The sequence below is a fragment of the Erwinia sp. V90_4 genome, from assembly GCF_029967685.1.
GTDB classification, from domain to species: Bacteria; Pseudomonadota; Gammaproteobacteria; order Enterobacterales; family Enterobacteriaceae; genus Erwinia; species Erwinia aphidicola.
Genome location: NZ_JASCAQ010000066.1, coordinates 97,580 through 123,576, shown reverse-complemented (window position 1 = coordinate 123,576; position 25,997 = coordinate 97,580). Strand labels below are relative to the sequence as shown.

At 58.3% G+C, this 25,997-nt stretch carries 24 protein-coding genes and 1 pseudogene; 8 read left to right on the top strand and 17 right to left on the bottom strand.

Features of this window, described 5'->3' with window-relative positions; translation table 11 throughout:
• Nucleotides 1-10: 10 nt before the first annotated feature.
• Both QLG07_RS21510 and QLG07_RS21505 read left to right on the top strand, forming a co-directional pair.
• Nucleotides 11-1,912 carry an ABC transporter ATP-binding protein gene (locus tag QLG07_RS21510; protein ID WP_048917651.1) on the top strand — a complete coding sequence of 634 codons (1,902 nt, stop codon included), beginning with the start codon at nucleotides 11-13 and terminating at the stop codon, nucleotides 1,910-1,912.
• A gap of 313 nt (nucleotides 1,913-2,225) precedes the next feature.
• Nucleotides 2,226-2,636 (top strand): annotated as a pseudogene (locus tag QLG07_RS21505) (NUDIX hydrolase); the annotation flags it as partial.
• Here the strand turns inward: QLG07_RS21505 and tauD are convergent.
• The 5 genes from tauD to QLG07_RS21480 form a co-directional block, all read right to left on the bottom strand.
• Nucleotides 2,633-3,472 (bottom strand): taurine dioxygenase, encoded by an 840-nt coding sequence (gene tauD / locus QLG07_RS21500; RefSeq protein WP_282470142.1) that lies wholly within the window; start codon nucleotides 3,470-3,472, stop codon nucleotides 2,633-2,635. The pseudogene QLG07_RS21505 and the gene tauD sit on opposite strands and share 4 nt — an antisense overlap.
• Nucleotides 3,469-4,296, bottom strand: coding sequence for a taurine ABC transporter permease TauC (tauC, locus tag QLG07_RS21495; protein WP_282470141.1), 828 nt, complete (start codon nucleotides 4,294-4,296; stop codon nucleotides 3,469-3,471). The genes tauD and tauC overlap by 4 nt, the downstream gene beginning before the upstream one ends.
• Nucleotides 4,293-5,060, bottom strand: a complete 768-nt coding sequence (gene tauB / locus QLG07_RS21490) for a taurine ABC transporter ATP-binding subunit (protein ID WP_282470140.1) — start codon at nucleotides 5,058-5,060, stop codon at nucleotides 4,293-4,295. The genes tauC and tauB overlap by 4 nt, the downstream gene beginning before the upstream one ends.
• A gap of 10 nt (nucleotides 5,061-5,070) precedes the next feature.
• Complete coding sequence (gene tauA, locus QLG07_RS21485) at nucleotides 5,071-6,048, bottom strand: taurine ABC transporter substrate-binding protein (protein ID WP_282470139.1); 978 nt, start codon at nucleotides 6,046-6,048, stop codon at nucleotides 5,071-5,073.
• Nucleotides 6,049-6,307: 259 nt separating this feature from the next.
• Nucleotides 6,308-6,910: a LysE family translocator gene (locus QLG07_RS21480; protein WP_282470138.1), complete on the bottom strand. Its 603-nt coding sequence runs from the start codon at nucleotides 6,908-6,910 to the stop codon at nucleotides 6,308-6,310.
• A gap of 58 nt (nucleotides 6,911-6,968) precedes the next feature.
• On the opposite strand from QLG07_RS21480, the gene QLG07_RS21475 reads away from it, so the two are divergent.
• The 3 genes from QLG07_RS21475 to QLG07_RS21465 all read left to right on the top strand — a co-directional run bounded on the left by QLG07_RS21475 (nucleotide 6,969) and on the right by QLG07_RS21465 (nucleotide 9,216).
• Nucleotides 6,969-7,985 carry a hydrolase gene (locus QLG07_RS21475; RefSeq protein ID WP_282470137.1) on the top strand — a complete coding sequence of 339 codons (1,017 nt, stop codon included), beginning with the start codon at nucleotides 6,969-6,971 and terminating at the stop codon, nucleotides 7,983-7,985.
• A complete protein-coding gene (locus tag QLG07_RS21470; protein WP_048917661.1) occupies nucleotides 7,985-8,218 on the top strand; it encodes a YheU family protein in 234 nt (77 codons plus the stop codon). Before QLG07_RS21475 ends, QLG07_RS21470 begins: the two co-directional genes overlap by 1 nt.
• Before the next feature lie 128 nt (nucleotides 8,219-8,346).
• Nucleotides 8,347-9,216 (top strand): phosphoribulokinase, encoded by an 870-nt coding sequence (locus QLG07_RS21465; protein WP_048917662.1) that lies wholly within the window; start codon nucleotides 8,347-8,349, stop codon nucleotides 9,214-9,216.
• 16 nt (nucleotides 9,217-9,232) lie between these two features.
• On the opposite strand, the gene QLG07_RS21460 is transcribed toward QLG07_RS21465, so the two are convergent.
• Nucleotides 9,233-10,405 (bottom strand): amidohydrolase, encoded by a 1,173-nt coding sequence (locus QLG07_RS21460; RefSeq protein ID WP_282470136.1) that lies wholly within the window; start codon nucleotides 10,403-10,405, stop codon nucleotides 9,233-9,235.
• On the bottom strand, nucleotides 10,402-11,604 hold the full coding sequence (locus QLG07_RS21455) for an MFS transporter (protein ID WP_253537684.1): 1,203 nt from the start codon (nucleotides 11,602-11,604) through the stop codon (nucleotides 10,402-10,404). Before QLG07_RS21455 ends, QLG07_RS21460 begins: the two co-directional genes overlap by 4 nt.
• Nucleotides 11,605-12,105: 501 nt before the next feature.
• On the opposite strand from QLG07_RS21455, the gene crp reads away from it, so the two are divergent.
• The gene (gene crp, locus QLG07_RS21450; protein ID WP_048917664.1) at nucleotides 12,106-12,738 is read left to right on the top strand and encodes a cAMP-activated global transcriptional regulator CRP; all 633 of its coding nucleotides are present in this window, start codon (nucleotides 12,106-12,108) and stop codon (nucleotides 12,736-12,738) included.
• 58 nt (nucleotides 12,739-12,796) lie between these two features.
• Nucleotides 12,797-14,878, top strand: coding sequence for a YccS/YhfK family putative transporter (locus tag QLG07_RS21445; RefSeq protein WP_282470135.1), 2,082 nt, complete (start codon nucleotides 12,797-12,799; stop codon nucleotides 14,876-14,878).
• Between the two features lie 98 nt (nucleotides 14,879-14,976).
• On the opposite strand, the gene QLG07_RS21440 is transcribed toward QLG07_RS21445, so the two are convergent.
• The 3 genes from QLG07_RS21440 to ppiA all read right to left on the bottom strand — a co-directional run bounded on the left by QLG07_RS21440 (nucleotide 14,977) and on the right by ppiA (nucleotide 17,505).
• Nucleotides 14,977-16,194 (bottom strand): aspartate aminotransferase family protein, encoded by a 1,218-nt coding sequence (locus tag QLG07_RS21440; RefSeq protein ID WP_048917665.1) that lies wholly within the window; start codon nucleotides 16,192-16,194, stop codon nucleotides 14,977-14,979.
• Nucleotides 16,195-16,280: 86 nt separating this feature from the next.
• Nucleotides 16,281-16,850 (bottom strand): aminodeoxychorismate synthase component II, encoded by a 570-nt coding sequence (locus QLG07_RS21435; RefSeq protein ID WP_048917666.1) that lies wholly within the window; start codon nucleotides 16,848-16,850, stop codon nucleotides 16,281-16,283.
• An 82-nt stretch (nucleotides 16,851-16,932) separates the two neighbouring features.
• Nucleotides 16,933-17,505, bottom strand: coding sequence for a peptidylprolyl isomerase A (gene ppiA / locus QLG07_RS21430; protein ID WP_048917667.1), 573 nt, complete (start codon nucleotides 17,503-17,505; stop codon nucleotides 16,933-16,935).
• Nucleotides 17,506-17,779: 274 nt separating this feature from the next.
• Between ppiA and tsgA the strand changes: the two genes are divergently transcribed.
• Nucleotides 17,780-18,964 (top strand): MFS transporter TsgA, encoded by a 1,185-nt coding sequence (gene tsgA / locus QLG07_RS21425; protein WP_048917668.1) that lies wholly within the window; start codon nucleotides 17,780-17,782, stop codon nucleotides 18,962-18,964.
• Nucleotides 18,965-19,051: 87 nt separating this feature from the next.
• On the opposite strand, the gene QLG07_RS21420 is transcribed toward tsgA, so the two are convergent.
• The 7 genes from QLG07_RS21420 to aroB all read right to left on the bottom strand — a co-directional run bounded on the left by QLG07_RS21420 (nucleotide 19,052) and on the right by aroB (nucleotide 25,992).
• The gene (locus QLG07_RS21420; RefSeq protein WP_191150258.1) at nucleotides 19,052-20,329 is read right to left on the bottom strand and encodes a cytosine deaminase; all 1,278 of its coding nucleotides are present in this window, start codon (nucleotides 20,327-20,329) and stop codon (nucleotides 19,052-19,054) included.
• A gap of 136 nt (nucleotides 20,330-20,465) precedes the next feature.
• On the bottom strand, nucleotides 20,466-21,470 hold the full coding sequence (gene trpS / locus QLG07_RS21415) for a tryptophan--tRNA ligase (RefSeq protein WP_048917670.1): 1,005 nt from the start codon (nucleotides 21,468-21,470) through the stop codon (nucleotides 20,466-20,468).
• A 17-nt stretch (nucleotides 21,471-21,487) separates the two neighbouring features.
• Nucleotides 21,488-22,165, bottom strand: a complete 678-nt coding sequence (locus tag QLG07_RS21410; protein ID WP_048917671.1) for a phosphoglycolate phosphatase — start codon at nucleotides 22,163-22,165, stop codon at nucleotides 21,488-21,490.
• Nucleotides 22,149-22,835, bottom strand: a complete 687-nt coding sequence (rpe, locus tag QLG07_RS21405; protein WP_048917672.1) for a ribulose-phosphate 3-epimerase — start codon at nucleotides 22,833-22,835, stop codon at nucleotides 22,149-22,151. Before rpe ends, QLG07_RS21410 begins: the two co-directional genes overlap by 17 nt.
• Nucleotides 22,836-22,872: 37 nt before the next feature.
• Entirely contained in the window at nucleotides 22,873-23,694 is an 822-nt protein-coding gene (dam, locus tag QLG07_RS21400) for an adenine-specific DNA-methyltransferase (protein ID WP_048917696.1), read from the bottom strand.
• Nucleotides 23,695-23,820: 126 nt separating this feature from the next.
• Complete coding sequence (locus tag QLG07_RS21395; RefSeq protein WP_230050296.1) at nucleotides 23,821-24,810, bottom strand: SPOR domain-containing protein; 990 nt, start codon at nucleotides 24,808-24,810, stop codon at nucleotides 23,821-23,823.
• A gap of 93 nt (nucleotides 24,811-24,903) precedes the next feature.
• Nucleotides 24,904-25,992, bottom strand: coding sequence for a 3-dehydroquinate synthase (gene aroB, locus QLG07_RS21390; protein WP_282470134.1), 1,089 nt, complete (start codon nucleotides 25,990-25,992; stop codon nucleotides 24,904-24,906).
• Between the last annotated feature and the right edge of the window lie 5 nt (nucleotides 25,993-25,997).

Here is a 25,997-nt window from a genome sequence, read left to right as displayed (position 1 = left end):
TACGGCGCTTATGATTGTATTCTCTGCATTACAAATCCGTCGCGGTGTCCACGTCCTGCTCGACAACGCGACCGCAACCATTAACCCCGGCCAAAAAGTGGGCCTGGTGGGTAAGAATGGCTGCGGCAAATCGACCCTGCTGGCGCTGCTGAAAAACGAGATAAGCGCCGACGCGGGCAGTTTCAACTATCCAGGAAACTGGTCACTGGCGTGGGTCAATCAGGAGACCCCGGCGCTGGATATTCCCGCCATTGAGTATGTTATCGACGGCGACCGCGAATTTCGTCAGCTTGAGTCTGAATTAGCGCACGCGAATGAGATAGACGATGGTCACGCCATCGCTACGCTGCACGGCAAGCTCGATGCGGTGCAGGCATGGACCATTCAGTCACGCGCTGCCAGCCTGCTGGACGGCCTTGGATTCACCCAGGAACAGCTGCAGCGCCCGGTCAGCGACTTCTCGGGCGGCTGGCGCATGCGCCTTAACCTCGCCCAGGCGCTGATTTGCCGTTCCGACCTGCTGCTGCTCGATGAGCCAACTAACCACCTCGATCTTGATGCGGTGATCTGGCTGGAGCGCTGGCTGAAAAGCTACACCGGCACGCTGATCCTGATCTCCCACGACCGCGACTTCCTCGATCCGGTGGTGGATAAAATTCTGCATATCGAACAGCAGTCAATTTTTGAGTACACCGGCAACTACAGCTCGTTCGAGATCCAGCGCGCCACTAAACTCTCGCAGCAGCAGTCGATGTTTGAAAACCAGCAGCTGAAAGTCGCGCACCTGCAAAGTTTCATTGAGCGCTTTAAGGCCAAAGCCACCAAGGCAAAACAGGCTCAGAGCCGTATTAAAATGCTGGAGCGCATGGAGCTGATCGCCCCGGCGCACGTCGACAACCCCTTTACCTTTAGCTTCCGCGCACCTGAAAACCTGCCGAACCCACTGCTGAAGATGGAAAAAGTCAGCGCCGGTTATGGCGATCGTAAAATCCTTAACTCGATCAAGCTCAACCTGGTTCCCGGCTCGCGCATTGGCCTGCTGGGGCGCAACGGCGCGGGTAAATCCACGCTGATCAAACTACTGGCGGGCGAGCTGGCGCCATTACAGGGCGACATTGGCTTAGCGAAAGGCATCAAGCTCGGCTACTTCGCTCAGCATCAGCTGGAGTTCCTGCGCGCTGACGAATCGCCGATCCAGCATCTGGTGCGCCTCGCGCCGAAAGTGCTGGAGCAGCAGCTGCGCGACTACCTCGGCGGCTTTGGCTTCCAGGGCGATAAAGTCAGCGAAGAGACCCGCCGTTTTTCCGGCGGCGAGAAAGCCCGGCTGGTGCTGGCGCTGATCGTCTGGCAGCGCCCGAACCTGCTGCTGCTGGATGAACCCACCAACCACCTTGACCTTGATATGCGCCAGGCGCTGACTGAGGCGCTGATTGACTTCGAAGGCGCGCTGGTTGTTGTCTCGCACGACCGCCACCTGCTGCGTTCGACCACCGACGATCTCTACCTGGTACACGACGGGAAAGTGGAAGCATTTGAAGGCGACCTGGAAGATTATCAGCAGTGGCTGAGCGACCTGCAGAAGCAGACAGTGGCCGATGCCGCGCCAAAAGCCGACAGCGCCAATAGCGCTCAGGCGCGCAAGGACCAAAAGCGCCGGGAAGCGGAGCTGCGCACCCAGACTCAGCCGCTGCGCAAGCAGATTGAGAAGCTGGAAAAGCAGATGGAGAAGCATAACGCCGAGCTGAGCGCGGCCGAAGGGAAGCTCTCCGACAGCGCCATCTATGAGCAAGCACGCAAAGCCGACCTCACTGCGGCGCTGCAGCAGCAGGCAACGGCGAAATCGGCCTTAGAAGAGTGTGAGATGGAATGGCTGGCAGCGCAGGAAGAGTTAGAGTCGATCATCAACGCCTGATGCAGCAGTTCGGGCGCGGCATGCCACGCCCCTGGGACACTGATTTATTGGGGTGGCGCACTGTGGAACACCGCCGGGCGCGGCATGCCACGCCCCTACGACACTGATTTGTTGGGATGGCGCACTGTGGAACACCACCGGGCGCGGCATGCCACGCCCCTGCGACACTGATTTGTTGGGATGGCGCACTGTGGAACACCGCCGGGCGAGTCATGCCACGCCCCTGCGACACGGATTTGCCGGAATAGCGCATTCGTAGGGGCCGGGCATGCCCGACCCGAATCCCGCTACTGCGCTGCCAAACGCTGACGCAGCGTGCTATGCCCTGATTGCCGCAGAAAACTGTCAGGCGGAAAGTGATGACGTCAGCGATGCCCAGTGGCAGCCGCTCGACGGTCTGGCACAGCGCAGCGATATCGCTTTTGACCATCAGCAGATCATTGCTGAAGCGCTGCAACGGCTGCGACAGAAGACGCTCTATTCTCTGCTACCGGTCTACTGCCTGCCCGCCGCCTTCACTCTGACCCAGTTGCAGGAAGTCACTGAGACGATACTGGACCGACCGGTGCAGCGCAAAAGCTTGATCCGCCGCTTTGAGGCTTCAGCGATGTTTGAAGAGACCGGCGACAGCGTTGCCACCGGCGCCCGCAAGGCAAAGCTGTATCGCCTGAAACCTGGCGCGGATATCCATCATTTTTCACGTAACCTGATGAGTGACGATTAAAACGGCTTATCCCCTAAGATCGTCGCCCGGTGCATAATCCGCCGAGCGGGCAGATAATCTGCATTGGCGTAATGCTGCGTCACGCGGTTATCCCAGATCGCCACATCGCCCACCTGCCAGCGCCAGCGTACCTGGAATTCCGGCTTAGTGATGTGGGCAAACAGGAAGTTCAGCAGCGCCTCACTCTCCTTCTCTTTCAGCCCGACAATGCGCGTGGTGAAACCTTCGTTAACGAATAGCGCCTTTTTGCCACTCACCGGATGGGTGCGGATAACCGGATGCAACAGCGGCGGATTCTTCGCTACCGCCTGCTGCCAGCGCTGGTGCTCCTCTTCACTGCCGCGGTATTTGAACTCCTGGAACGATTTCTTGAAGTCATGCTCGGCCTGCAGGCCGCTCAGCAGTACTTTTAGCGGCTCCGACAGCGCCTCATAAGCCGCAATGCCGCTGGCCCACAGCGTGTCACCGCCGCTTTCCGGCAGCTGCTTCGCCGCGAGGATCGCGCCCGCAGGCGGCGTTTCGATAAAGGTCACATCGGTGTGCCAGTTGTCGTTATCAGGCGGATTATCGTTATGGGTATCCAACACGATAACCTCCTCCACCCCCGGCGCATGCGGATACACCGGGTGGATATGCAGGTCGCCAAAGCGCGCGGCCAGCTGGCGCTGCTGCTGAGGCGTTAGCGGCTGATTACGCAGGAACAGCACCTGATGGCGGATCAACCCGTGATAAAGCTGCTCAAACTGCGCGTCGCTCAGCGGGCGGCTGAGGTCAAGCTCGCTCACCTCGGCGCCGATATACGGTCCCAGCGCCTGAATTTTTATGCGTTCGTTCATTGTTGTACTCCATGCCAGGGGGTTAAGCGGCGCTGTAAGGCGCGTAGCCCCAGCTCCAGCGCAAAGGCGATCAGGGCGATAACGGCAATGCCTGCCAGTACCACGTCAGTCGCCAGGAATTCACCGGCCGACTGCACCATAAAACCCAGACCGCGCGTGGCAGCGATTAGCTCAGCGGCCACCAGCGTGGACCAGCCGACGCCAAGACCAATGCGCAAACCGGTCAGAATTTCCGGCAACGCGCCGGGCAGCACCACAAACCACAGCACCTGCCAGCGGCTGGCGCCGAGCGAACGGGCGGCACGCAGCCGCACCTGCTGGGCACTCTTCACGCCCGCCAGCGCCGACATCGCCACCGGGGCAAAAATGGCCAGGTAGATCAGCAGAATCTTCGAGGTCTCGCCGATGCCAAACCAGATCACCATCAGCGGCAAATAGGCCAGCGGCGGCACCGGGCGGTAGAGCTCAATCAGCGGATCGAGGATGCCGCGCACGGTATCATTCAGCCCCATAAAAATGCCGACCGGCACGCCGATAATCACCGCTGCCGCTAGCGCAATCACAATGCGCGTCAGGCTGGCGGCCAGATGCTGCCACAGCGTGGCATCCATAAACCCGGCCGGGCTGGCGATGGTCAGCAGCTGGTGCAGCACCTGCTGCGGCGGCGGCAGAAACAGCGGCGCAATCAGTTTAAGCGCCGTTACGGCCCACCAGACGGCCAGCAGCACCAGCAGCGTGCTGAGGCTGAGCGTCAGATGGCGCGACAGTGGCCAGCGCAGACGCAGTTTGCGCATGCGGCTCTTCTCATTCACCAGGGAACTCATGCAAACACCTCACGCTGCTGGAACACCCGGCTGAGCACATATTCGCGGCGTTCAATAAAGTCCGGGTCGGATTTAATCGCCCGGCAGCCTTCCCCGGCCGCATAGCGGCGACCGAAGTCGAGCGCCAGCCGTTCGACGATACGCCCCGGCCCCGGCGACAGCAGGATAAGTTCGCTGGCAAGAAACACCGCCTCTTCAATATCGTGGGTAATCAGCAGGATCTGTTTGCCGCTGTCGCGCCATAGGGTCAGCAGCAGCTCCTGCATCTGTTCACGGGTAAAGGCATCGAGCGCGCCGAAAGGCTCATCAAGCAGCAGCAGGCGTGGATCGGCGGCCAGCGCGCGCGCAATACCCACGCGCTGACGCATGCCACCGGAGAGCTGCCAGATAAAGCGTTTCTCGGCCCCCTCCAGCCCCACCTGCTTCAGCACGCGTCTGGCGACGGCGCGGCGCTCGTTTTTCTCCACGCCGGCCAGCTGCAGGCCAAACGCCACGTTATCCAGCACGTTGCGCCACGGCAGCAGCCCCTCATGCTGGAACACCACGCCGCGATCCGCCCCCAGTCCATTCACCGGCTTGCCGTCCAGCGTGATGCTGCCGCTGTCCGCCGGAATAAACCCGGCAATCAGGTTGAGCAGCGTGGTTTTGCCACAGCCGGACGGACCTAAAACCACCACCAGCTCTCCGTTGCCGATCGACAGGTTGATGTCCTGTAATGCCAGCTGGCCTGCATAGCTGGCGCGAAGATGAGACACGGAAAGCATTGGCGATCTCCTACTGGGCGAGAGGTTTAACAAAGCGATCGGTGACAAAGCTGCTGTAGTCATGAGTGACCTGCGGCACTTTGCCCTGCTCCTTGAGGAACGTCGCGGTGTCGACAATCGCCTGATTCACCGGCCCGTTAAGCTGCGTCACCTGCTGCTGCGCGGTCAGATAGGTATTGCCCTCCACCAGCCCCGGTACCTGCGCCGTAGGCACGCCGCTCAGGCGCGACAGCTTGCTGAGATAGTCGTCCTGCTTCAGCCACTGCTGCGGGTTATCGAGGTAAGCTTTCTGCGCTTCCAGCGCGCTGCGGGCAAACGCCGTCACCACTTCCGGGTGCTGCTGCGCAAAGTCTTTGCGCACTACCCAGACATCGAGCGTTGGCGATCCCCATTTTCCGACCTCGGCGGAGTCGGTCAGCACCTTGCCGTCCTGCTCCAGCTGATTGACGGCGGGCGCCCAGACGTAGGCACCGTCGATATCCCCGCGCTGCCAGGCGGCGATAATCGCCGGCGGCTGTAAGTTAATGATTTGTACCTGGCCCGGCTTAATGCCCCAGTGCTTCAGCGCGGCGAGCAGGCTGTAGTGGGTGGTGGAGATAAACGGCACCGCAATGCGTTTGCCGATCAAGTCTTGCGGATCCTTAATACTTTTCTTCACCACCAGCGCTTCAGAATTACCGAGCTGGGAAGCGAGCAGGAATACCTCAATCGGCACCTGCTGGCTGGCCGCAACCGCCAGCGGGCTGGAGCCGATGTTGCCGATCTGCACGTCGCCAGAGGCCAGCGCGCGCACCACGCTGGAGCCGCTGTCAAACTTACGCCAGTCGACTTTCGCCCCGCTCTCTTTTGCAAAGGTGTTGTCGGCCTGCGCGACCTTCGCCGGTTCCGCCGAGGTTTGATAAGCGATGGTGACATCCACCGCCTGTGCGCCGAGTGCCGTCAGCGACAGTGCTGCCGCCAGAAGTGAAAGTGTGAATTTTGCCGCCATAGCCCGCTCCAGAGAGTATTGTTATTGGGTGTACCCCCCCTTTGTAACCGGGCGCGACTATCGTAATAAAGTAATTAAAAATTATCTTTTATAGCAAAAGCTGCTTAGGAGAAATTGCGGATTCGTTAGCTGAAATATGGGTTTAGGCAGGATGTTAAGGCCGGGCCGGGCATGCCGCGGCCCCTACGGCCGCCATATGCACAGGGGCCGCCATCTGTGTAGGGGCGAGGCACGCCTCGCCCGCCGTTGATTGCGGAGGTCAGTGCCAAATCAGCAGCACGCACGCCGCCGTCAGCAACCCCATAAACACGTTGAAAATAGTCCAGGCGCGGCGGCTGCGCAGGATGCGGCCAATCAGCGTGCCGAAGCCTAACCAGATCACTCCTGACACCAGATTCACCAACGCCATGGCGAAGCTAATTGCCATCACTGAGTTTTTATAAGCTTCACCCGCCAGGCTAAAACTGGCGACCGCGCCAAGCGCCATCAGCCAGGCTTTCGGGTTGATCAGCTGCAGCAGGCCGCCCTGCCAGAACGGCATCGGCGTGGCCGGACCCGCGCCGGTTTCCAGCTTCTCATACTCGGCGGTACCGATTTTCCATGCCAGCCACAGCAGATAGAGGCTGCCGGCAATTTTCAGGAACAGGTGCAGCGAGGGATAAAGCAGGATCAAACCGCCAACGCCAAAGGCCACCATCAGCAGCATCACCTGCATGCCGATCATGATACCGATCAGCAACATCAGGGAGCGCAGGAAACCAAAATTAGCACCGGAGGCGGTGAGTAACATATTATTAGGGCCTGGCGTGATAGCAGCGACCCAGAGAAAGCCCAACATTGACAAAAACAGACTCAGTTCCATAGAAAGGGTGCTCCTCACCCACGGCAAATAGACAACCCGACGAAGCTAACAGCGAGCCATGGATCCTACAAGCTCTGACCACATGAATTTTAGTCACCTGACCGATACGGCTTTTCGCCCGCTGGCCGGTGGCAGCAATCCGCATCTGCAAACCATTCTGCCGCGTCTGGTGCGCCGCCGCATAACGCTACAACCGCACTGGCAGCGGCTCACCCTGCCAGATACTGATTTTGTCGATCTGGCGTGGAGCGAAGACCCGGCGGGTGCCCGGCATAAACCGCGCGTGGTGCTGTTTCACGGTTTAGAGGGCAGCTTTAACAGCCCCTACGCGCACGGTCTGCTACAGGCGTGGAAGGATCGCGGCTGGCTCGGCGTGGTGATGCACTTTCGCGGCTGCAGCGGTGAACCTAACCGTCTCAACCGCATTTACCACTCGGGCGAGACGGAAGACGCCAGCTACTTTTTACAGTGGCTGCGCGACGAATGGGGCAACGTCCCCACCGCGGCAGTGGGGATCTCGCTCGGCGGCAATATGCTGGCCTGCCTGATGGGCAAACAGGGCGATGAGTGCCTGCTGGATGCGGGGGTCGTGGTCTCCGCACCGCTGATGCTGGAGCCGTGCAGCCTGCGGCTGGAGCAGGGTTTTTCCCGCGTCTACCAGCGCTATCTGCTGGGCCTGCTGAAACAGAACGCCGCCCGCAAACTGCAGGCCTGGCCGGGCACGCTGCCGGTCGATCTGGCACAGCTGAAATCCCTGCGCCTGCTGCGCGACTTTGACGATGCGGTCACCGCTCGCGCCCACGGCTTCAACGATGCCACCGACTACTACCGCCGCTGCAGCGCCATGCCGCTGTTACCCGGCGTGCGTAAACCGCTGCTGATTATTCACGCCCAAGACGACCCGTTTATGACCCCGGAAGTGATCCCCGATGCTGCCCTGCTGCCCTCCTGCGTGGAGTATCAGCTGACGCAGCACGGCGGGCACGTGGGATTTGTAGGTGGAACGCTGCGTAAGCCACAAATGTGGCTGGAACAGCGCATTCCGCAATGGCTTTCAACCTGGCTGGACAACTGATGATTATTCCCTGGAAAGACCTGGATAGTGAAACCCTCGACAACCTGATCGAGTCTTTTGTGCTGCGCGAAGGTACTGACTATGGCGAGCATGAGCGCTCGCTGACGCAAAAAGTGGCCGACGTGCGCCGCCAGCTGACCAGCGGCGAGGTGGTGCTGGTGTGGTCCGAGCTGCATGAATCGGTCAATATCATGCCGCGCGGGCAGTTCCGCGCCGGTGCGGAAGAGCAGTAGCGCTGAAGCTGCAAATTGTGGCGGGGCGTTGCTTTTTTGGCATCAATACGCGGCGGAGATGACTTTTCCCGGCGAAACATGATACCTATGATCAGCTTGTCAGACCTTTCTTCAGGGAGTTGTACGCCATGTCAGCCAAATTTCCGGTTATCGCCGTCACCGGTTCCAGCGGGGCGGGAACCACCACCACCAGCCTGGCCTTCAGGAAGATCTTCCAGCAGCTTGACCTGCGCGCTGCCGAAGTTGAAGGCGACAGCTTCCACCGTTTTACCCGTCCGGAAATGGACATGGCGATCCGCAAAGCGCGCGATATGGGCAAACACGTCAGCTATTTTGGCCCGGAGGCCAACGACTTTGGCCTGCTGGAGCAGACGTTTACCGAGTATGGCCTCAGCGGTACAGGTCAGTCGCGCAAGTATCTGCACACCTACGATGAAGCCGTGCCGTGGAACCAGGTTCCGGGCACCTTCACGCCCTGGCAGCCGCTGCCTGGCCCAACCGATGTGCTGTTCTATGAAGGATTGCACGGCGGCGTCGTCACTCCGCAGCACAACGTGGCGGATAAAGTGGACCTGCTGGTCGGCGTGGTGCCGATCGTCAACCTGGAGTGGATCCAGAAACTGGTGCGCGACACCGGCGAACGCGGCCACTCGCGCGAAGCGGTGATGGACTCGGTGGTACGCTCGATGGAGGACTACATCAACTTCATCACGCCGCAGTTCTCCCGCACCCATATTAACTTCCAGCGCGTGCCGACGGTGGATACTTCAAACCCGTTTGCCGCACGCGGCATCCCCTCGCTTGACGAGAGCTTTGTGGTGATCCACTTTCAGGGGCTGGAAGATATCGACTTCCCCTACCTGCTGAGCATGTTACAGGGGTCGTTTATCTCACACATTAAGACTCTGGTGGTGCCGGGCGGCAAAATGGGGCTGGCGATGGAGCTGATAATGGGGCCGCTGGTTAAACGTTTGATGGAAGGTAAAAAGATCGTTTGAGCGGCCCCGGCAGGCGTTACTGCATTAATATCTGATGGATAAAGCCAACGTGCAGGCGCACGCCTATTGCCAGCACGTCCTCATCGAGGCGGAAGTGCGGGTTATGCAGATTCCATATCGCCCCTTTTGCCTTATTACCGCTACCGACCCAGACAAAACAGCCCGGCACCACCTTCTGATACGCGGAAAAATCCTCACAGCCGAACATCGGATGCGGCAGGATTTTTAACGCCTCATCGCCCAGCGTGCCGACCACCGTATCGCGGGCAATGCGCGTGGCCTCCGGATGATTGACGCCAATGGCGTAGCCCGGCGTCCATTTCAGCGCAAAGCTTCCTCCGGCTGCGGCGGTGATGCCCTCGATCATTTTCTCCATCATCTGCGGGATTTCATTACGCGCACGGTCGCTTAGCGTGCGCAGCGTGCCGCGCAGGTGGGCACTGTCGGGAATGACGTTATAGCCACCATCAGCGATAAAGCTCGCCACGCTCAGCACCGCCCGATCGTTGGGATCCAGCCTGCGCGACACGATCTGCTGTAGCGCCTGTACCACGCCGGATGCCAGCACCACCGGGTCGACGCTCTCCTGCGGCAGCGCGGCATGTGAACCTTTCCCCTGAATCACTAAATCGAAATTATCGCTGGCGGCGCTGAAAACGCCTTCGGTCAGTCCGGCCGTCCCGGTGGGGAAATTCGGCATGACGTGCAGCCCGAAGATCTTCTCAACGCCGTTGAGCACGCCGTGTTTGATCAGCTCCTGCGCGCCACCCGGCGGCACTTCTTCCGCGTGTTGGAAGATAAAGCGCACGGTGCCGCTTAGCTGCGCCTGCTGATGGCACAGCACCCAGGCCGCACCGAGCAGCATGGCGGTATGCGCATCGTGCCCGCAGGCGTGCATCACCCCTTTGTTGTGCGAGGTAAAGGGTTCATTGTTGAGTTCGGTAATCGGCAGCGCATCCATATCGGCACGCAGCGCGACGCATGGGCCGCTGCGCGCGCCCGGCAGTTCCGCCACCACGCTGGTTGGCGTTGGCCGTTTAATTTTTAACGGGCCAAACTTCGCCAGTTCAGCAGCGACATAATCTGCGGTGCCATGCTCATGGAATGAGAGTTCGGCATTGGCATGAATATGACGCCGCCACACCAGCACTTTGTCGGTGATTTCCTTGTTTAACGTTTCAGTGTTCATGATAACTCCGGGTTTAAGGAAGAGAGGTAAGCACGCCGGCTGCCCGGCAGAAGAGCCAGTCCCGCCAGCAGTATCGCTATCATCAGAAACAGAAAGGCACCAAGGTAAGTGCCATGGCCAGCGGCCACTAAATAGCCCATCACAATCGGCCCGACGAAGCCGCCCAGTACTCCTCCGGCATTCAGTAAACCGATAATCGAGCCGGTCACCGCGAGCGAAAAACGCTTCATCGGCAGCGTAAAGGTGGTGATAAAGGTGCCGATAAGGGCCGCATTGGTAATACAGAGGCCGATTGTGCTCATCAGCACGCTGGAGGAGAGGTAAATCATCAGCATCCCCGCCGCCGCAATCAGCGACGCCAGGCAGATTACCCAGGGTTCACGCCCGGCCAGATAACGCCCCACCAGCCAGCCGCCAGCCACCGATGTCAGTGCGCTACCAACCCCGGAAATGCTCATCATCTGCCCGACGGCGGAGAGCGGCAGTCCGCGATGAGTGAGAAAGCTGGGCAGCCAGCTCACCAGGCCGTAAACCGGCACATTCAGCAGAAAGTTAGTGCAGAACAGCTGCCATAAAAGCGGCTGGCGTAGCGCACTGTGCAGGCCGACTTCGCCAGCTGGAATGAGGATCACCCGCGGCGAGCGCGGCAACAGCAGCACCATGCTCGCGGCTACCATCAGCACCAGCACGGCCAGGATCATATAGGCGTGATGCCAGTTCATTTTATCCAGCGCCCATACCGCCAGCAGCGGCCCGATGGCCATCGCCAGCCCGGAGGAGGAGAGCAGCAGCGACTGGGCGAAGGTGCGGTGATGCAGCGCAAAATTGGCACTTACGGCTTTCGCGCTGGCGCTTGGATAACCCGAGTGGCCGATCCCCGCCATAAAACGAAAGCTCAGCAGCAGAGCAAAGGTGACACCGAGCCAGCCAAACAGCAGCGCACACAGCCCAAGCAACGACAGCGAGAGCACCAGCATGCGCCGGTAGCCTATGCGATCGTTTAACCAGCCGGCGGGAAACTGAAACAGCGCATAAGCGAGGAAGAAGATGCCACCGATATATCCCACCTGCTGCGGCGCGAGATGGAACTCCTGGCGAAGGGGTAATAGCACAAAGCCCATCACCGTTTTATCCAGATAGACAAGGACATAGCCCATAAACAGCAGGCAGAGCATTAATGCATGCGAAGTCACTTTCATAACGCGATCCTGTAATAAATCTGAAGAATCAATCTGTTAGATTTGAATTCCACAATCGGTTATAAATTGAACCATAGCAATTCATCCATCGTTGTACTTAACATGCTGATAACATTTTTTTCACGCACACACCGGCATAAATTCTGAAAATTAATCTTTTCTTTATGATTAATATCAATAATTTATTGGTATATTGCCGCATGCTGTTGCGCAGCCAGGTCCCCTTTCAGAACTTTTTCCCACTATGCTGAAGCGAGACAACAGAAGACAGTGCGTGCAAGCTGTGCTACAAACAAAGCTGTAATATTTCGTCGGCACTTCGATGCACGAGAAATACGGGACGACAAAACGAGCCAAGCTCTGATCAGAGGCCCGGAAAAAATTTTCCTATGGGAACGCTTGAATATTTCTACGCCTGACAGGGAATACCCCCCTGTGCACCCTAAGCATTGCAAAATGACGGGTGACATTAGGCTCGATTACAACAGAGGATAATAGCGAATGGTTCTCGGCAAACCGCAAACAGACCCGACTCTCGAATGGTTCCTGTCACATTGCCATATTCACAAATATCCATCCAAAAGCACGCTAATCCATCAAGGTGAAAAAGCGGAAACCCTCTACTACATCGTCAAAGGCGCGGTAGCGGTGCTGATCAAGGATGAAGAAGGCAAAGAGATGATCCTCTCTTACCTCAATCAGGGTGATTTCATCGGTGAACTGGGCCTCTTTGAAGAGGGTCAGGAGCGTAGCGCGTGGGTACGTGCGAAGAGCGCCTGTGAAGTGGCTGAAATATCTTATAAAAAATTCCGTCAGCTGATTCAGGTGAATCCTGACATCCTGATGCGCCTCTCATCACAGATGGCGCGTCGCCTGCAGGTGACGTCTGAGAAAGTGGGCAACTTAGCTTTCCTCGACGTGACGGGCCGCATTGCGCAGACGCTGCTGAACCTGGCGAAACAGCCGGATGCCATGACCCACCCGGATGGCATGCAGATTAAGATTACCCGCCAGGAGATTGGCCAGATTGTCGGCTGCTCTCGTGAGACCGTCGGCCGTATTCTGAAAATGCTGGAAGATCAAAACCTGATCTCTGCACACGGTAAGACTATCGTCGTTTACGGCACACGCTAACCGGCTCTGAACTCACGGCGCGACATCCCTGTCGCGCCTTTTTTATTTGGTGCAGCGCATGTGGCGGAGAATCATCTATCACCCCGAAGTAAACTATGCCTTGAGACAGACGCTGGTGCTGTGTCTGCCGGTGGCGATTGGCTGGCTGCTGGGCGACCTGCAACGCGGCCTGCTGTTCTCTTTAGTGCCCGCCTGCTGCAACAACGCCGGTCTCGATACCCCCCATAAACGCTTCTTCAAACGCCTGATCGTTGGCGGCAGCCTGTTTGCCTTCAGCAGTTTCCTGATCCAGTTTGCGGGCGCTGAAGGCGTTCCGCTGCCGGCGATCCTGCTGGTGATGGCGCTGCTGCTTGGCGTCACCGGGGAGATCAGTCCGCTGCACGCCCGCCTGCTGCCTGCTTCGCTGATTGCCGCCATCTTCACCCTCAGCCTCGCCGGGCGCATGCCGATGTGGGAACCCCCGCTGCTGTATATCCTCGGCACCGTCTGGTACGGCGCGTTTAACTGGTTCTGGTTCTGGCTGTGGAAAGAGCAGCCGATGCGTGAAACGCTCAGCCTGCTGTATCGCGAGCTGGCTGACTACTGCGAAGCAAAATATACCCTGCTGACCAAACTCACCGATCCACAAACCGCCCTGCCTCCCCTGCTGGCACGTCAGCAAAAAGCGGTCGATCTGATCAACACCTGCTACCAGCAGATGCATATGCTTTCTGCCAACCGCGACAGCCATTATCAGCGCCTGACGCGGGCTTTTCAGGTGGCGCTGGATTTACAGGAGCACATTGCCGTCAGCCTGCATCAGCCGGAAGAGGTGCAGAAACTGGTGGAGAAAAGCCACGCCGAGGCGGTGATCCGCTGGAATGCGCAGACCATTGCTGCGCGGCTGCGGGTACTGGCCGATGATATTCTCTACCATCGCTTCGCCGAGCGTTTCACCATGGATAAACAGCTGCAGGCGCTGGAGAAGATCGCCCGCCAGCACCCGGATAACCCGGTCGGTAACTTCTGCTACTACCACTTCAGCCGCATTGGCCGCGTACTGCGCACTCAGCACCCGCTCTATCGCCGCGACCTGATGGCCGACCGTCAGCGCCGCCTGCCGCTGCTGCGGGCGCTGAAGAGCTATCTGTCGCTGAAATCGTCAGCGCTGCGCACCGCTGCGCGCTTCGCGGTGATGCTGACCTTTGCCAGTTCGCTGGCGCTGTTCTTCAACCTGCCGAAACCGTACTGGATCCTGATGACCGTGATGTTCGTCAGCCTGAACGGCTATAGCGCCACCCGCGTGCGCATTCAGCACCGAGCGCTCGGCACGCTGGCCGGGCTGGCGGTTGCCGCCGGGACGCTGGGCATGCACGTGCCGGAGCCGTGGATACTGAGCATCATGCTGGTGATTACCCTGGTGAGCTATCTGTTTATCCGCAAGTTTTATGGCTGGGCCACGGTAGGCTTTACCGTCACGGCGGTGTACACGCTGCAGCTGCTGTCGCTGAACGGCGCGCAGTTCCTGCTGCCGCGCCTGATGGATACGCTGATGGGCTGCCTGATTGCCTTTGGCGGCATGATCTGGCTGTGGCCGCAGTGGCAGAGCGGGCTGCTGCGCCAGAATGCGCACGATGCGCTGGAGACCTACCAGAGCGCGTTACAGCTACTGCTGGGCAACGAACAGGATGCGGTGAAGCTGGCGTATCAGCGCATGGAGGTAAACCAGGCGCACAATGCGCTGTTTAACTCGCTGCATCAGGCGATGCAGGAGCCGGGCTTTAACTCCAGCTATCTGTCCGATATGCAGCTGTGGGTGACGCACAGCCAGTTTATTGTCGAACATATCAACGCCATGACTATCCTGGCACGCGAACACACCATGCTGACGCCGACGCTGGCGGAGCGCTATTTACAGTCGTGTGAGATTGCGCTGCAGCGCTGTCAGCAGCGGCTGGAGTATGACGGGCCGAGTTCAGAGACTAACGTGCTGGAGGTACCGGAAGATTTTCATCAGGGGCCGGTGACCATTATGGAGCGCCATGTGAAGCGCATTCTGGGGCATCTTGGCGTGATGTATACCATTTCATCACTGACCTGGAGCCAGCGCCCGCATCATGGCCGCTGGCTGTCACGCCGCCTGAGGAAATCCTCAAAATAACGTAGGGGCGGACCCTTTGTTCCGGTCCGCCCGCCAGCAGCATGCCCATCATCAGCAAGGGGCGACCGGAAAAAAGGTCGCCCCCTACGATCAAGCGATCACCTCAGCACCTTTTCTATCGCCGTGGCAAACCGCGCCATGCCTTCGGCGATATCGGCCGGTTCAATGACCAACGACGGCGCAAAACGCATCACGTCGGTGCCGGCAACCAGTACCATCACCCCTTCAGCTGCGGCGGCATTGAGGATATCGCGCGCTTTGCCCGCATGCTGCGGCTTAAGCGCGGCACCAATTAACAGCCCCTGCCCGCGGATATCGCTAAACAGATCGAAGCGGGCATCCAGCGCTTTTAACTGCTCGACAAACAGCTGGCGGCGTTCGGCGACCCCGTTGAGCACTTCCGGCGTATTGATAATATCCAGCGCCGCTTCCGCCACCGCACAGGCCAGCGGGTTGCCGCCATAGGTGGTGCCGTGTACGCCGGGGGCCATCACCGAAGCAATCTCGTTGGTGGTCAGCATTGCGCTCACCGGGAAACCGCCGCCCAGCGCCTTGGCTGTGGTGACGATATCCGGCTTCACGCCGTAGTGCTCATGGGCAAACAGCTTGCCACTGCGCCCCATGCCGCTCTGCACTTCATCCAGCACCAGCAGTGCCTGATGCTCGTCACACAGCTGACGCAGCCCCTGTAGAAACTCCTGGGTCGCAGGCATCACGCCACCCTCACCCTGGATTGGCTCAACGACAATCGCGCAGGTATGATCGTCGATCACCGCTTTCACCGCCGCCAGATCGTTGAACGGCACATGGACGATATCCGCCGGTTTCGGCCCGAAGCCATCGGAATATTTCGGCTGCCCGCCGACCGATACGGTGAATAGCGTGCGGCCGTGGAAGGCGTTATGGAAGGCGATGATTTTGCTTTTGAACGGGCTATGGCGCTTGGTGGCGTAGTAGCGCGCCAGTTTGAATGCCGCTTCGTTGGCTTCCGCACCGGAGTTGGCAAAGAACACGCGCTCGGCAAAGGTGGCGTTGATCAGCTTAGAGGCCAGGCGCAGCGCCGGCTCGTTGGTAAACACGTTGCTGGTGTGCCACAGGGTTTCCCCCTGGGTTTTTAACGCCTCCACCAGCGCAGGATGACAGTGGCCCAGCGCGGTCACCGCGATGCCGCCGGAGAAGTCGATATACTCTTTGCCCTGCTGGTCCCAGACGCGGCTGCCTTTGCCTTTCACCGGCACAAACTGCGCTGGTGCATAAACAGGCAAAATCACCTCATCAAATGTCGCCCGCGTTACCGCTAATTTTTCCGCTGCCATTCACTACCTCGCCATTGAGTCATTTCAGGAATGTGAAATTATAGTCATAAAATATGCATAAAAAATCACAACAAGGCAACCATTAATCAGCCTTTGAGGAAATTAGCCAGTAGCTGATGCCCCTGCTCGCTGAGGATGCTCTCCGGGTGAAACTGTACGCCTTCCAGCGGCAGGGTACGGTGACGAAAGCCCATGATCTCATCCGGCTGGCCGTCGCGCAGCGTCCACGCGGTCAGTTCAAACTGCGCGGGCAGGCTCTCAACGATCAGCGAATGGTAGCGGGTAACGGTCAGCGGATGATTAAGCCCGGCAAACACGCCGCCATCGTTATGCTCAATCGCGCAGGTTTTGCCGTGCATCACCTGGCGGGCGCGCACCACGCGAGCACCAAATGCCTGGGCGATGGCCTGATGCCCCAGGCATACCCCGAGTATCGGCAGCTGGCCCGCAAAGTGGCGAATAGCCTCAAGGGAGATCCCGGCATCATCCGGTGTGCAGGGTCCGGGGGAGATGACCAGCCGTTGCGGTGACAGCGCGCTGATTTCAGCCAGGGTGATGTCGTCATTGCGCCGCACCAGCACCTCCGCCCCCAGTTCTGAAAAATATTGGTAAAGGTTCCAGGTAAAGGAGTCGTAGTTGTCGATAAGCAGCAGCATGGGGGATCCCCAGGAGAAAATAGCAGAAGGAAAATAGCTGGGCCGCCAGCAGGCGGCCCGGGCAAAGCTGACCGTCAGATAATTATGGCAGCACTTTGGCAGAGAGGATGACGACCGGTTTTTCCGGCACATTCTGGTACGGACCGAAGGTTTTGGTCGGTACCTGAGCAATCTTATCGGCAACGTCCATACCTTTAACCACTTTACCAAATACTGCGTAGCCAAAATCGCGCTGACCGTGGTCGAGGAAAGCGTTATCCGCCACGTTGATAAAGAACTGGCTGGTGGCGCTGTCTTTATCCGCAGTGCGGGCCATAGAGATAGTGCCGCGCTTGTTTAGCAGGCCGTTATCCGCCTCATTCTTGATGGGCGGTTTTGGCTGTTTCTGCTGCATATCGGCAGTGAAACCGCCGCCCTGCAGCATGAAGCCTGGGATCACGCGGTGAAAAATGGTGTTGTTATAAAAACCACTGTTCACGTAATCCACAAAATTAGCCACCGATACCGGTGCTTTCTGGTTATTCAGTTCCAGTTCAATACTGCCTGCTGAAGTGGTCAGCAGCACATGCGTGTCCCCCTTCGCGGCAACAGCGGCGGCAGAGACAGTAGACAGTGCGAGAACTGTCGCCAGCGCGGTCAAAGTACGTTTCAACATGAAAAATTCCTTACTGAGGGCAACAAACCAAAAAAACTCTGCTGATTGTAAAGAGGCACTTACCAACGCGCCAGCGTTTTACCTTTATTTACTCATTAATCTTATGACGCAACCGCTTCCGCAGAGGGAAAATTAGTGATTAAGATCACGTTATGAATGAAATATGAAAATATTTGTTTCAGTAAAGATTTAAGCAGATCACGAATCTGGTTAAACTTCTCCCGTTTATCACGGGCACTCCGCCGGTGACCTTCTTTATCAACAGGTTTCCACTATGACAAATCGCGATCGAATTGGGCTTACCTGGATCAGCTTCTTCTCTTACGCGCTGACCGGTGCAGTGGTTATCGTTACCGGTATGGTGCTGGAGAATATCGCTGCTTACTTCCAGCTGCCCGTGGCTCAGATGAGCAACACCTTCACCTTCCTTAACGCCGGGATCTTGCTGGCGGTATTCCTGAATGCCTGGCTGATGGAGATCGTGCCGCTGAAGCGCCAGCTGATCTTCGGCTTCGTGTTGATGGTACTGGCGGTGCTGGGCCTGATGACCAGCCACAGCCTCACCGTCTTCTCGCTGTGTATGTTCGTGCTGGGCGTGGTAAGCGGGATTACCATGTCGATTGGTACTTTCCTGATCACTCACCTGTATGAAGGGCGCCAGCGCGGTTCACGCCTGCTGTTTACCGACTCCTTCTTTAGCATGGCCGGAACGATTTTCCCGATCATTGCCGCGGCTATCCTTGCCCGCTCCCTGCCGTGGTACTGGGTTTATGCCTGCATCGGCGTAATCTACGTGGCGATCTTCGTTCTGGCGCTGTGCTTTGAATTCCCGGTTCTCGGAAAGAAAACCGCCAGCGGCGCGCCAGTCAACAAAGAGAAATGGGGCGTCGGCGTGGGTTTCCTCGCCATTGCTGCCCTGTGCTACATCCTCGGCCAGCTGGGCTTTATCGGTTGGGTGCCGCTGTACGCCACCAAAAATATGGGCATGGATATCGGCCAGGCCGGTAGCCTGGTAGGCAACTTCTGGACCGCCTATATGATCGGCATGTGGGCCTTCAGCGCCATTCTGCGCTTCTTCGACCCGCAGCGTATCCTGACCGTTCTGGCGCTGGCAGCGACCGCACTGATGTACTGGTTTATCAGCGAAACTGACGCCTCAATGCTGAAGTGGATCATGATGAGCCTGGGCTTCTTCTCCAGCGCTATCTACACCACCATCATTACCCTCGGCTCGCTGCAGACCAAAGTGGCCTCGCCTAAGCTGGTCAACTTTATCCTCACCTGCGGTACCGTTGGCACAATGCTGACCTTCGTGGTTACCGGCCCTATCGTAGACAGCCACGGCCCGCACGCCGCGCTGGCAACCGCAAACGGCCTGTACGCCGTGGTGTTTGTTATGTGTCTGCTGCTCGGCTTCGTCAGCAAGCACAAGCTGCACGGACATATGGGTTCGCATTAATCCCGTGCCCCGGGCGAGGCATGCCTCGCCCCTGGCGGAAAGGGTATTAAACGCTGGGGAGGAACTTGTTCCTCCCCTTTTTATTGCTTAACGCCTGAAATCCACCTTCTCGCTCTCAGCAAGATGAATGGTGCTGGCGGCAGGCACGGTCTCGGCGATAACCTTGCCGTGACGGATAGAGTAGCGCACCGGCACCTGACGGCGCAGGGCATCGAAGCCACTGTCGGCAGGCAGGATCACCAGGTTAGCGCTGTTACCGCTCTGAATGCCGTAATCCGGCAGCTGTAGCGCTCTGGCGCTGTTAGTGGTGATAAGCTTGATGCCGGAGTCCAGCTGGTCGTAACCCATCAGCTGGCAGACGTGCAGCCCCATATGCAGCACCTGCAGCATGCTGGCTGTACCCAGCGGATACCAGGGGTCATACACATCGTCATGGCCAAAACAGACGTTGATACCGGCTTCCAGCATCTCCTTCACCCGCGTAATCCCCCGGCGCTTTGGATAGCTGTCAAAGCGCCCCTGCAGATGGATATTCACCAGCGGATTAGCCACAAAGTTGATCCCGGAGAGCTTCAACAGGCGAAACAGCCGTGAAGTATAAGCTCCGTTATAGGAGTGCATCGCGGTGGTATGGCTGGCAGTGACGCGCGCGCCCATCTTCTCGCGGTGGGCCAGGGCCGCCACGGTTTCAACAAAGCGCGACTGCTCGTCGTCGATTTCATCACAGTGTACGTCCACCATGCGCTGATACTTCTGCGCCAGCGCAAAGGTCTTATGCAGCGATTCGACGCCGTATTCGCGGGTAAACTCAAAATGCGGGATGGCACCAACCACGTCCGCGCCCAGCTGCAGTGCCTGTTCCAGCAGAGCTTCACCATCAGGATAAGAGAGGATCCCCTCCTGCGGGAACGCCACCAGCTGAATCTCTACCCACGGCGCCATCTCCTGCTTAACTTCCAGCATCGCTTTCAGCGCGGTCAGCGTCGGGTCGGAAACATCGATATGGGTACGCACGTGCTGAATGCCATTAGCAATCTGCCACTTCAGCGTCTGACGGGCGCGCTGTTTAACATCCTCATGGGTCAACAGCGCCTTACGCTCCGCCCAGCGCTCAATTCCTTCAAACAGGGTGCCGGACTGGTTCCACGCCGGTTCTCCCGCCGTCTGGGTGGTATCAAGATGGATATGCGGTTCAATAAAGGGGGGAATGGCCAGGCCGCCTTCGGCATCCAGCGCGGCCCCGCCTGCGATGTTTTGTGGCTGCGGCGCAACGCGGGCGATTTTGCCCTGCTGGATCTCAATCTGCCACAGCCCTTCACGCCACGGCAGGCGCACGTTGTTAATCCACTGTAATTCGGCTTGCATGGAAACCCTCCGTTATCAACGATATGCTTTTAACCATATCACTGTTCACGGCGGGAGCAGGAAATCTTCGGGAAAGGAATTTATCGGGGGCGGGATCTGGCGTAGGGGTCGGGCATGCCCGACCCACGGAACGATATTACGGCTGTGCCACGAAGCCGACGGCCTCATACACTTTCTTCAGCGTTTCCTGCGCCTGAGCACGGGCTTTTGCCGCACCGTCACGCATCACCTGGTCGAGGAACGCTTCATCGTTGCGGAAGCGGTGATAGCGCTCCTGCAGCTCGCCCAGCATCTGCGATACCGCATCCGCCACTGCCCCCTTCAGGTGACCATACATCTGGCCCGCGAATTCAGCTTCCAGCTCGGCAACCGGCTTACCGGTCACGCCTGACAGGATATCCAGCAGGTTTGACACGCCCGGCTTCTCTTTCACATCGTAGCGCACCACCGGTGGCTCATCGCCGTCGGTCATCGCACGTTTAATCTTCTTCACCACCGACTTCGGATCTTCCAGCAGGCCGATAACGTTATTGCGGTTATCGTCAGACTTGGACATCTTCTTGGTCGGCTCCAGCAGCGACATCACGCGCGCGCCGGATTTCGGAATAAACGGCTCAGGCACTTTGAAGATTTCACCGTACAGCGCATTGAAGCGCGAAGCGACATCGCGGCTCAGCTCCAGATGCTGCTTCTGGTCTTCACCGACCGGTACCTGCGTGGTCTGGTACAGCAGGATATCGGCCGCCATCAGCACCGGGTAATCAAACAGGCCGGCGTTGATATTCTCTTCATAGCGCGCGGACTTGTCCTTGAACTGAGTCATGCGGCTCAGCTCACCGAAGTAGGTGTAGCAGTTGAGGATCCAACCCAGCTGGGTGTGTTCCGGCACATGCGACTGAACGAAGATGGTGCTCTTCTGCGGGTCAATCCCGCAGGCGAGGTAGAGTGCCAGCGTATCCAGCGTCGCTTTGCGCAGCGCGACCGGATCCTGGCGCACGGTGATGGCATGCAAATCAACGATGCAGTAGATACAGTGATAGTCATCCTGCATCTGGACCCACTGACGCAGCGCACCCATATAGTTACCGATGGTCAGTTCACCTGAAGGCTGTGCGCCGCTAAATACGATGGGTTTGCTCATGTTTCCGTCCTGAATAATTACAGCCCGAGTGCGGGCAACAAATCGTTAAAGTGATCGAGCGTGACGTCAGGCTGGCTGGTGGCGATGGGCTCGCCATAGTTGTAGCCGTAGGTCAGGCCGATGCAGGGACATCCTGCCGCCTGCGCCGCCAGAATATCATTGCGCGAGTCACCGACAAACACTAACTCGCCCGGCAGCAGGCCAAACGTGCCCAGCACCAGGAACAGCGGTGCCGGATGCGGCTTCTTAGCCACGACATCGTCGCCGCCGATAATCAGCGAAAAATAGTCAGCAATGCCCAGTGAAGCCAGCAGCGGCGCGACAAACGGGGTCGGCTTGTTGGTCACCAGCGCCATAGGCAGATTGTGTTTAGCCAGAGCGGCCAGCGTCTCTTTAACCTGCGGATAGAGCAGGCTGCCGCCGTCAACGTGCGAGGCGTAGTGCTGGTCCAGCAGCACGCGTGCGTCACCGATCAGCGCAGGCGAAGGCGCGTGGCCCAGCGCCCAGGTCAACGCCCGCTCAATCAGAATATCGGCACCGTTGCCAATCCAGGTCGAAACGCGCGCAATCCCGGCTGCCGGCAGGTTCAGTGCGCTGAGCGCCCCATCCACCGCGCTGGTCAGCCCCGGTGCGCTGTCGGTCAGCGTGCCATCGAGATCGAAGGCCAGCGCCCGGATATTAGTGAAATGCCCCATGACGAGATTTCTCCAGTTCTGTCCGCATATCGTCGATCACTTTTTTGTAATCGGGATGACCAAAAATCGCCGAACCGGCGACAAACATATCGGCGCCCGCTTCTGCGATCGCGCCAATGTTGTCGACTTTGACGCCGCCGTCCACTTCCAGACGAATGTCGTAGCCGCTCTGGTCGATAAGTTTACGCACCTGACGCAGTTTGTTCAGCGTGCCGGGAATAAACGACTGGCCGCCAAACCCGGGGTTAACCGACATCAGCAGGATCACATCAAGCTTATCCATCACATAATCCAGAATGCTGAGCGGCGTGGCCGGATTCAGCACCAGGCCCGCTTTACAGCCGTGTTCTTTGATCAGCTGTAACGTGCGGTCAACGTGTTCGGAGGCTTCAGGATGGAAGGTGATATAGCTGGCACCGGCTTTAGCAAAGTCAGGCACCAGGCGATCAACGGGTTTCACCATCAGATGCACGTCAATAGGGGCAGTCACGCCGTAATCGCGCAGGGCTTTCAGGACCATCGGGCCCATTGTAAGGTTCGGAACGTAATGATTATCCATCACATCGAAATGCACCACATCACCACCGGCAGCCAGTGCTTTAGCGGTGTCTTCGCCCAGGCGGGCAAAGTCTGCGGAAAGAATTGATGGGGCAATTAAAAACTGTTTCATCCGTTTCTCCCTGGTTGTGCCTGACGTCAGGCTCTCATCACCGGCCAGTATACAGCGCCAGCAGTTCATTAACCTTTAGGCGACTTCCGCCAATACTGCTGATTGAGCGGCGCACTTTGATTTCGTGCAGCTTGGTCGCCGCCTGATACCACTCGCGCGTTAGCGGAGTGTCATGGTTGGAGATCAGCACGGTAATGCTGTTCTCCTGCGCCAGCATAGTGGCCAGTTCGGCCAGATGCTGCTGCTCGCGCATGGTGAAACTGTTGGTGTGGTACGCGGTAAAGTTGGCCGTGGCCGACAGAGGCGCATAGGGTGGGTCGCAATACACCACTGCCCCCTGCCGCGCTTTCCCCAGCGTAACATCGTAAGATTCGCAGACAAAGGTCGCATGTTGTGCACGCTCGGCAAACCAGTAAAGCTCATCTTCCGGGAAGTAGGGCTTGCGGTAGCGGCCAAACGGCACGTTGAACTCACCGCTCAGGTTGTAGCGGCACAGCCCGTTATAGCAGTGGCGGTTGAGGTAGAGAAACAGCACCGCGCGGCGATAGGCATCAGTACACTGATTGAACTCCTGGCGACAGGCATAATAGACCTCGGAGTCATTCCCCTGCGGCGTAAACAGCACGCGCGCATCGGCAACGAACTCATCCGCACGCTCTTTAACGATGTTATAGAGGTTGATCAGGTCGCTGTTAATGTCAGCCAGAATGTAGCGGGAATATTGGGTATTGAGGAAGACTGAGCCGGCACCGACAAACGGCTCGATCAGGCAATCCCCCTCCGGGAGATGGCGTCGAATATCATCGAGTAACGGGTACTTGCCACCAGCCCACTTCAAAAAAGCGCGATTTTTTTTCATGCCGTCGTTTATTACTTTACTCATCAGGCTGTGGTTACACCGACAGCATATCTGCGCTTTAAATGATCGACGTGCTTTTGGCACGCTCACACACTTGAGGAAATGCCGGGTTACCCCGGCAAAATATTACTTACCGGCTTCTTTTTTAACCTGACTGACCGGTTTCACCCATGGGTTCTGGGCGCGAACTTCAGCGGGCAGCGAAGCAACAGCACGCTTAGCCTCGGCCGAGGTGCCATAAGAGCCACTGACCAGCACGTACCACGGCTGACCGTTGCGCGTTGTCTGGTACACATGGTAGCCGGATAAATTCTGTTTTTTCGCCCACGCATTCAGCGTGTCTGAGCGTGAAGCACTGCTCAGCTGCAGCGTGAAGTTGCCGCCTGGCGTGCCGCCACTGTGGCTGGCCGTTGCCGCTGGCTTGTTCTCTTTCACTGCGGGCTTGCTGGCGGTCGGTTTGTGCGCCGTTGCCGCTTTGCTGTCATGGGCCGCGGCGGCATGCGTTGTCTGGCGTGCAGGCTGATGGCTCGCCGCTGACGGTTTGTTGGTTACCTGGCGCGGGGTTTCACCACCGGGTGCCACCGTTGCAGCACCGGTAGGCAGAGACGAACCGCCCTGCCCGGCCTGCGCCGCTGCATCGACCTGACCCTGCTGATTGCTCAGCGCGTTGTTCAGATCGCCAGGCAATTCGACACGCTGCTGGTTGGCAGGCGTCTGCATCTGCGGCGCATCGGTTGGCGTTGGGGAGATAGGTGGCACGCTGACGTCCTGCGGTGCAGCAGGCTGGCCCGCGGCTGACGCACTGTTCTCCGTCGTGGCCGGCTGACCGGATTGCCCGCTCATGGAAGAGGAGCCAGACAGATCGATATTTTTCTCGCCGCCGCTGGTGGCCGGAGCCGCAGGCTGCTGCGCACTCTTCTCACTGCCGCTGTCCGGTGATTTCAGCGCCGAGCCGATGCCCAGCACTAACAGCAGCAGCACCAGGATCCCGATGCCCATCATCATATGCTGGCGGGAAACTGGCACTTTAGGCGCAGAAGACGCTTTGCGCGGCCGCGTCGGGCGGCGGTCGCTGGTGTCAGGTTTTAACTCGTCTTCCGGTTTAAACTCGTCCATTTAACCTCCTCCCATAGAGCGGCGTTGCCGTCCAAACCCTGTGGACGGTGATACATCTGTCAGTGTTGCCAGTGGCTGGCTTGCACATTGTTATCAGGACTTTTGGCAATCCTGAATGGATGCCAGCACCATATCATGTGGCACACCGCTACGCACTTCGGCTTTGCCGATTGCCAGTGGCAGTACCAGGCGCAGTTTACCAGCCAGCACCTTTTTATCGCGCATCATGTGCGGCAGATAATCTTCCGCCGCCATGCTTTCTGGTCCGTTCACCGGTAAACCGGCACGCTGCAGCAGCGCGATAATACGGTCGGTATCCTGTGAGCTGAACTGCCCAAGACGCTCGGCGTTGCGTGCTGCCATCACCATCCCGGCGGCAACCGCTTCACCGTGCAGCCACTTACCGTAGCCCATGTGTGCTTCAATCGCATGGCCGTAAGTATGGCCAAGATTGAGCAGCGCACGCAGACCCTGTTCATGTTCATCAGCAGCCACGACTTCGGCTTTCAGTTCGCAGCAGCGGCGAATACAGTACGCCATCGCTGCGCCGTCCAGCGCCAGCAGAGCATCAAGATTCTGCTCCAGCCAGTTGAAGAACTCACCGTCAAGAATAATGCCGTATTTGATCACTTCCGCCAGGCCTGAAGAGAGTTCGCGTGCAGGCAGCGTATTGAGGCAGTCGAGATCGACCACCACCGACGCTGGCTGATAAAACGCGCCAATCATATTTTTGCCGAGCGGATGGTTGACGGCAGTTTTGCCACCAACGGAAGAGTCGACCTGCGACAGCAGCGTAGTGGGCACCTGAATAAAGCGTACGCCACGCTGGTAGCTGGCCGCGGCAAAGCCGGTTAAATCGCCGATCACACCGCCACCTAAAGCAATCAGGGTGGTATCTCGGCCGTGTGGCTTTGCCAGAAGTGCAGTAAATACCTGGTCCATTACCGCCAGCGTCTTAAACTGCTCGCCGTCCGGTAAAATCACCTGGTCTACCACCACGCCCACGCTTTCGAGGCGGGAACGCAGCGCGTCAAGATAGAGAGGAGCCAGCGTCTGGTTGGTCACCAGCATGGCCTGATCGCCCGCTTTAAGCGGCCAAAAAGAAGCCGGATCTGCAAACAACCCGGCGGCGATAGTAATGGGGTAACTGCGCTCCCCAAGAGTTACGGTAATCCTCTCCATGACGC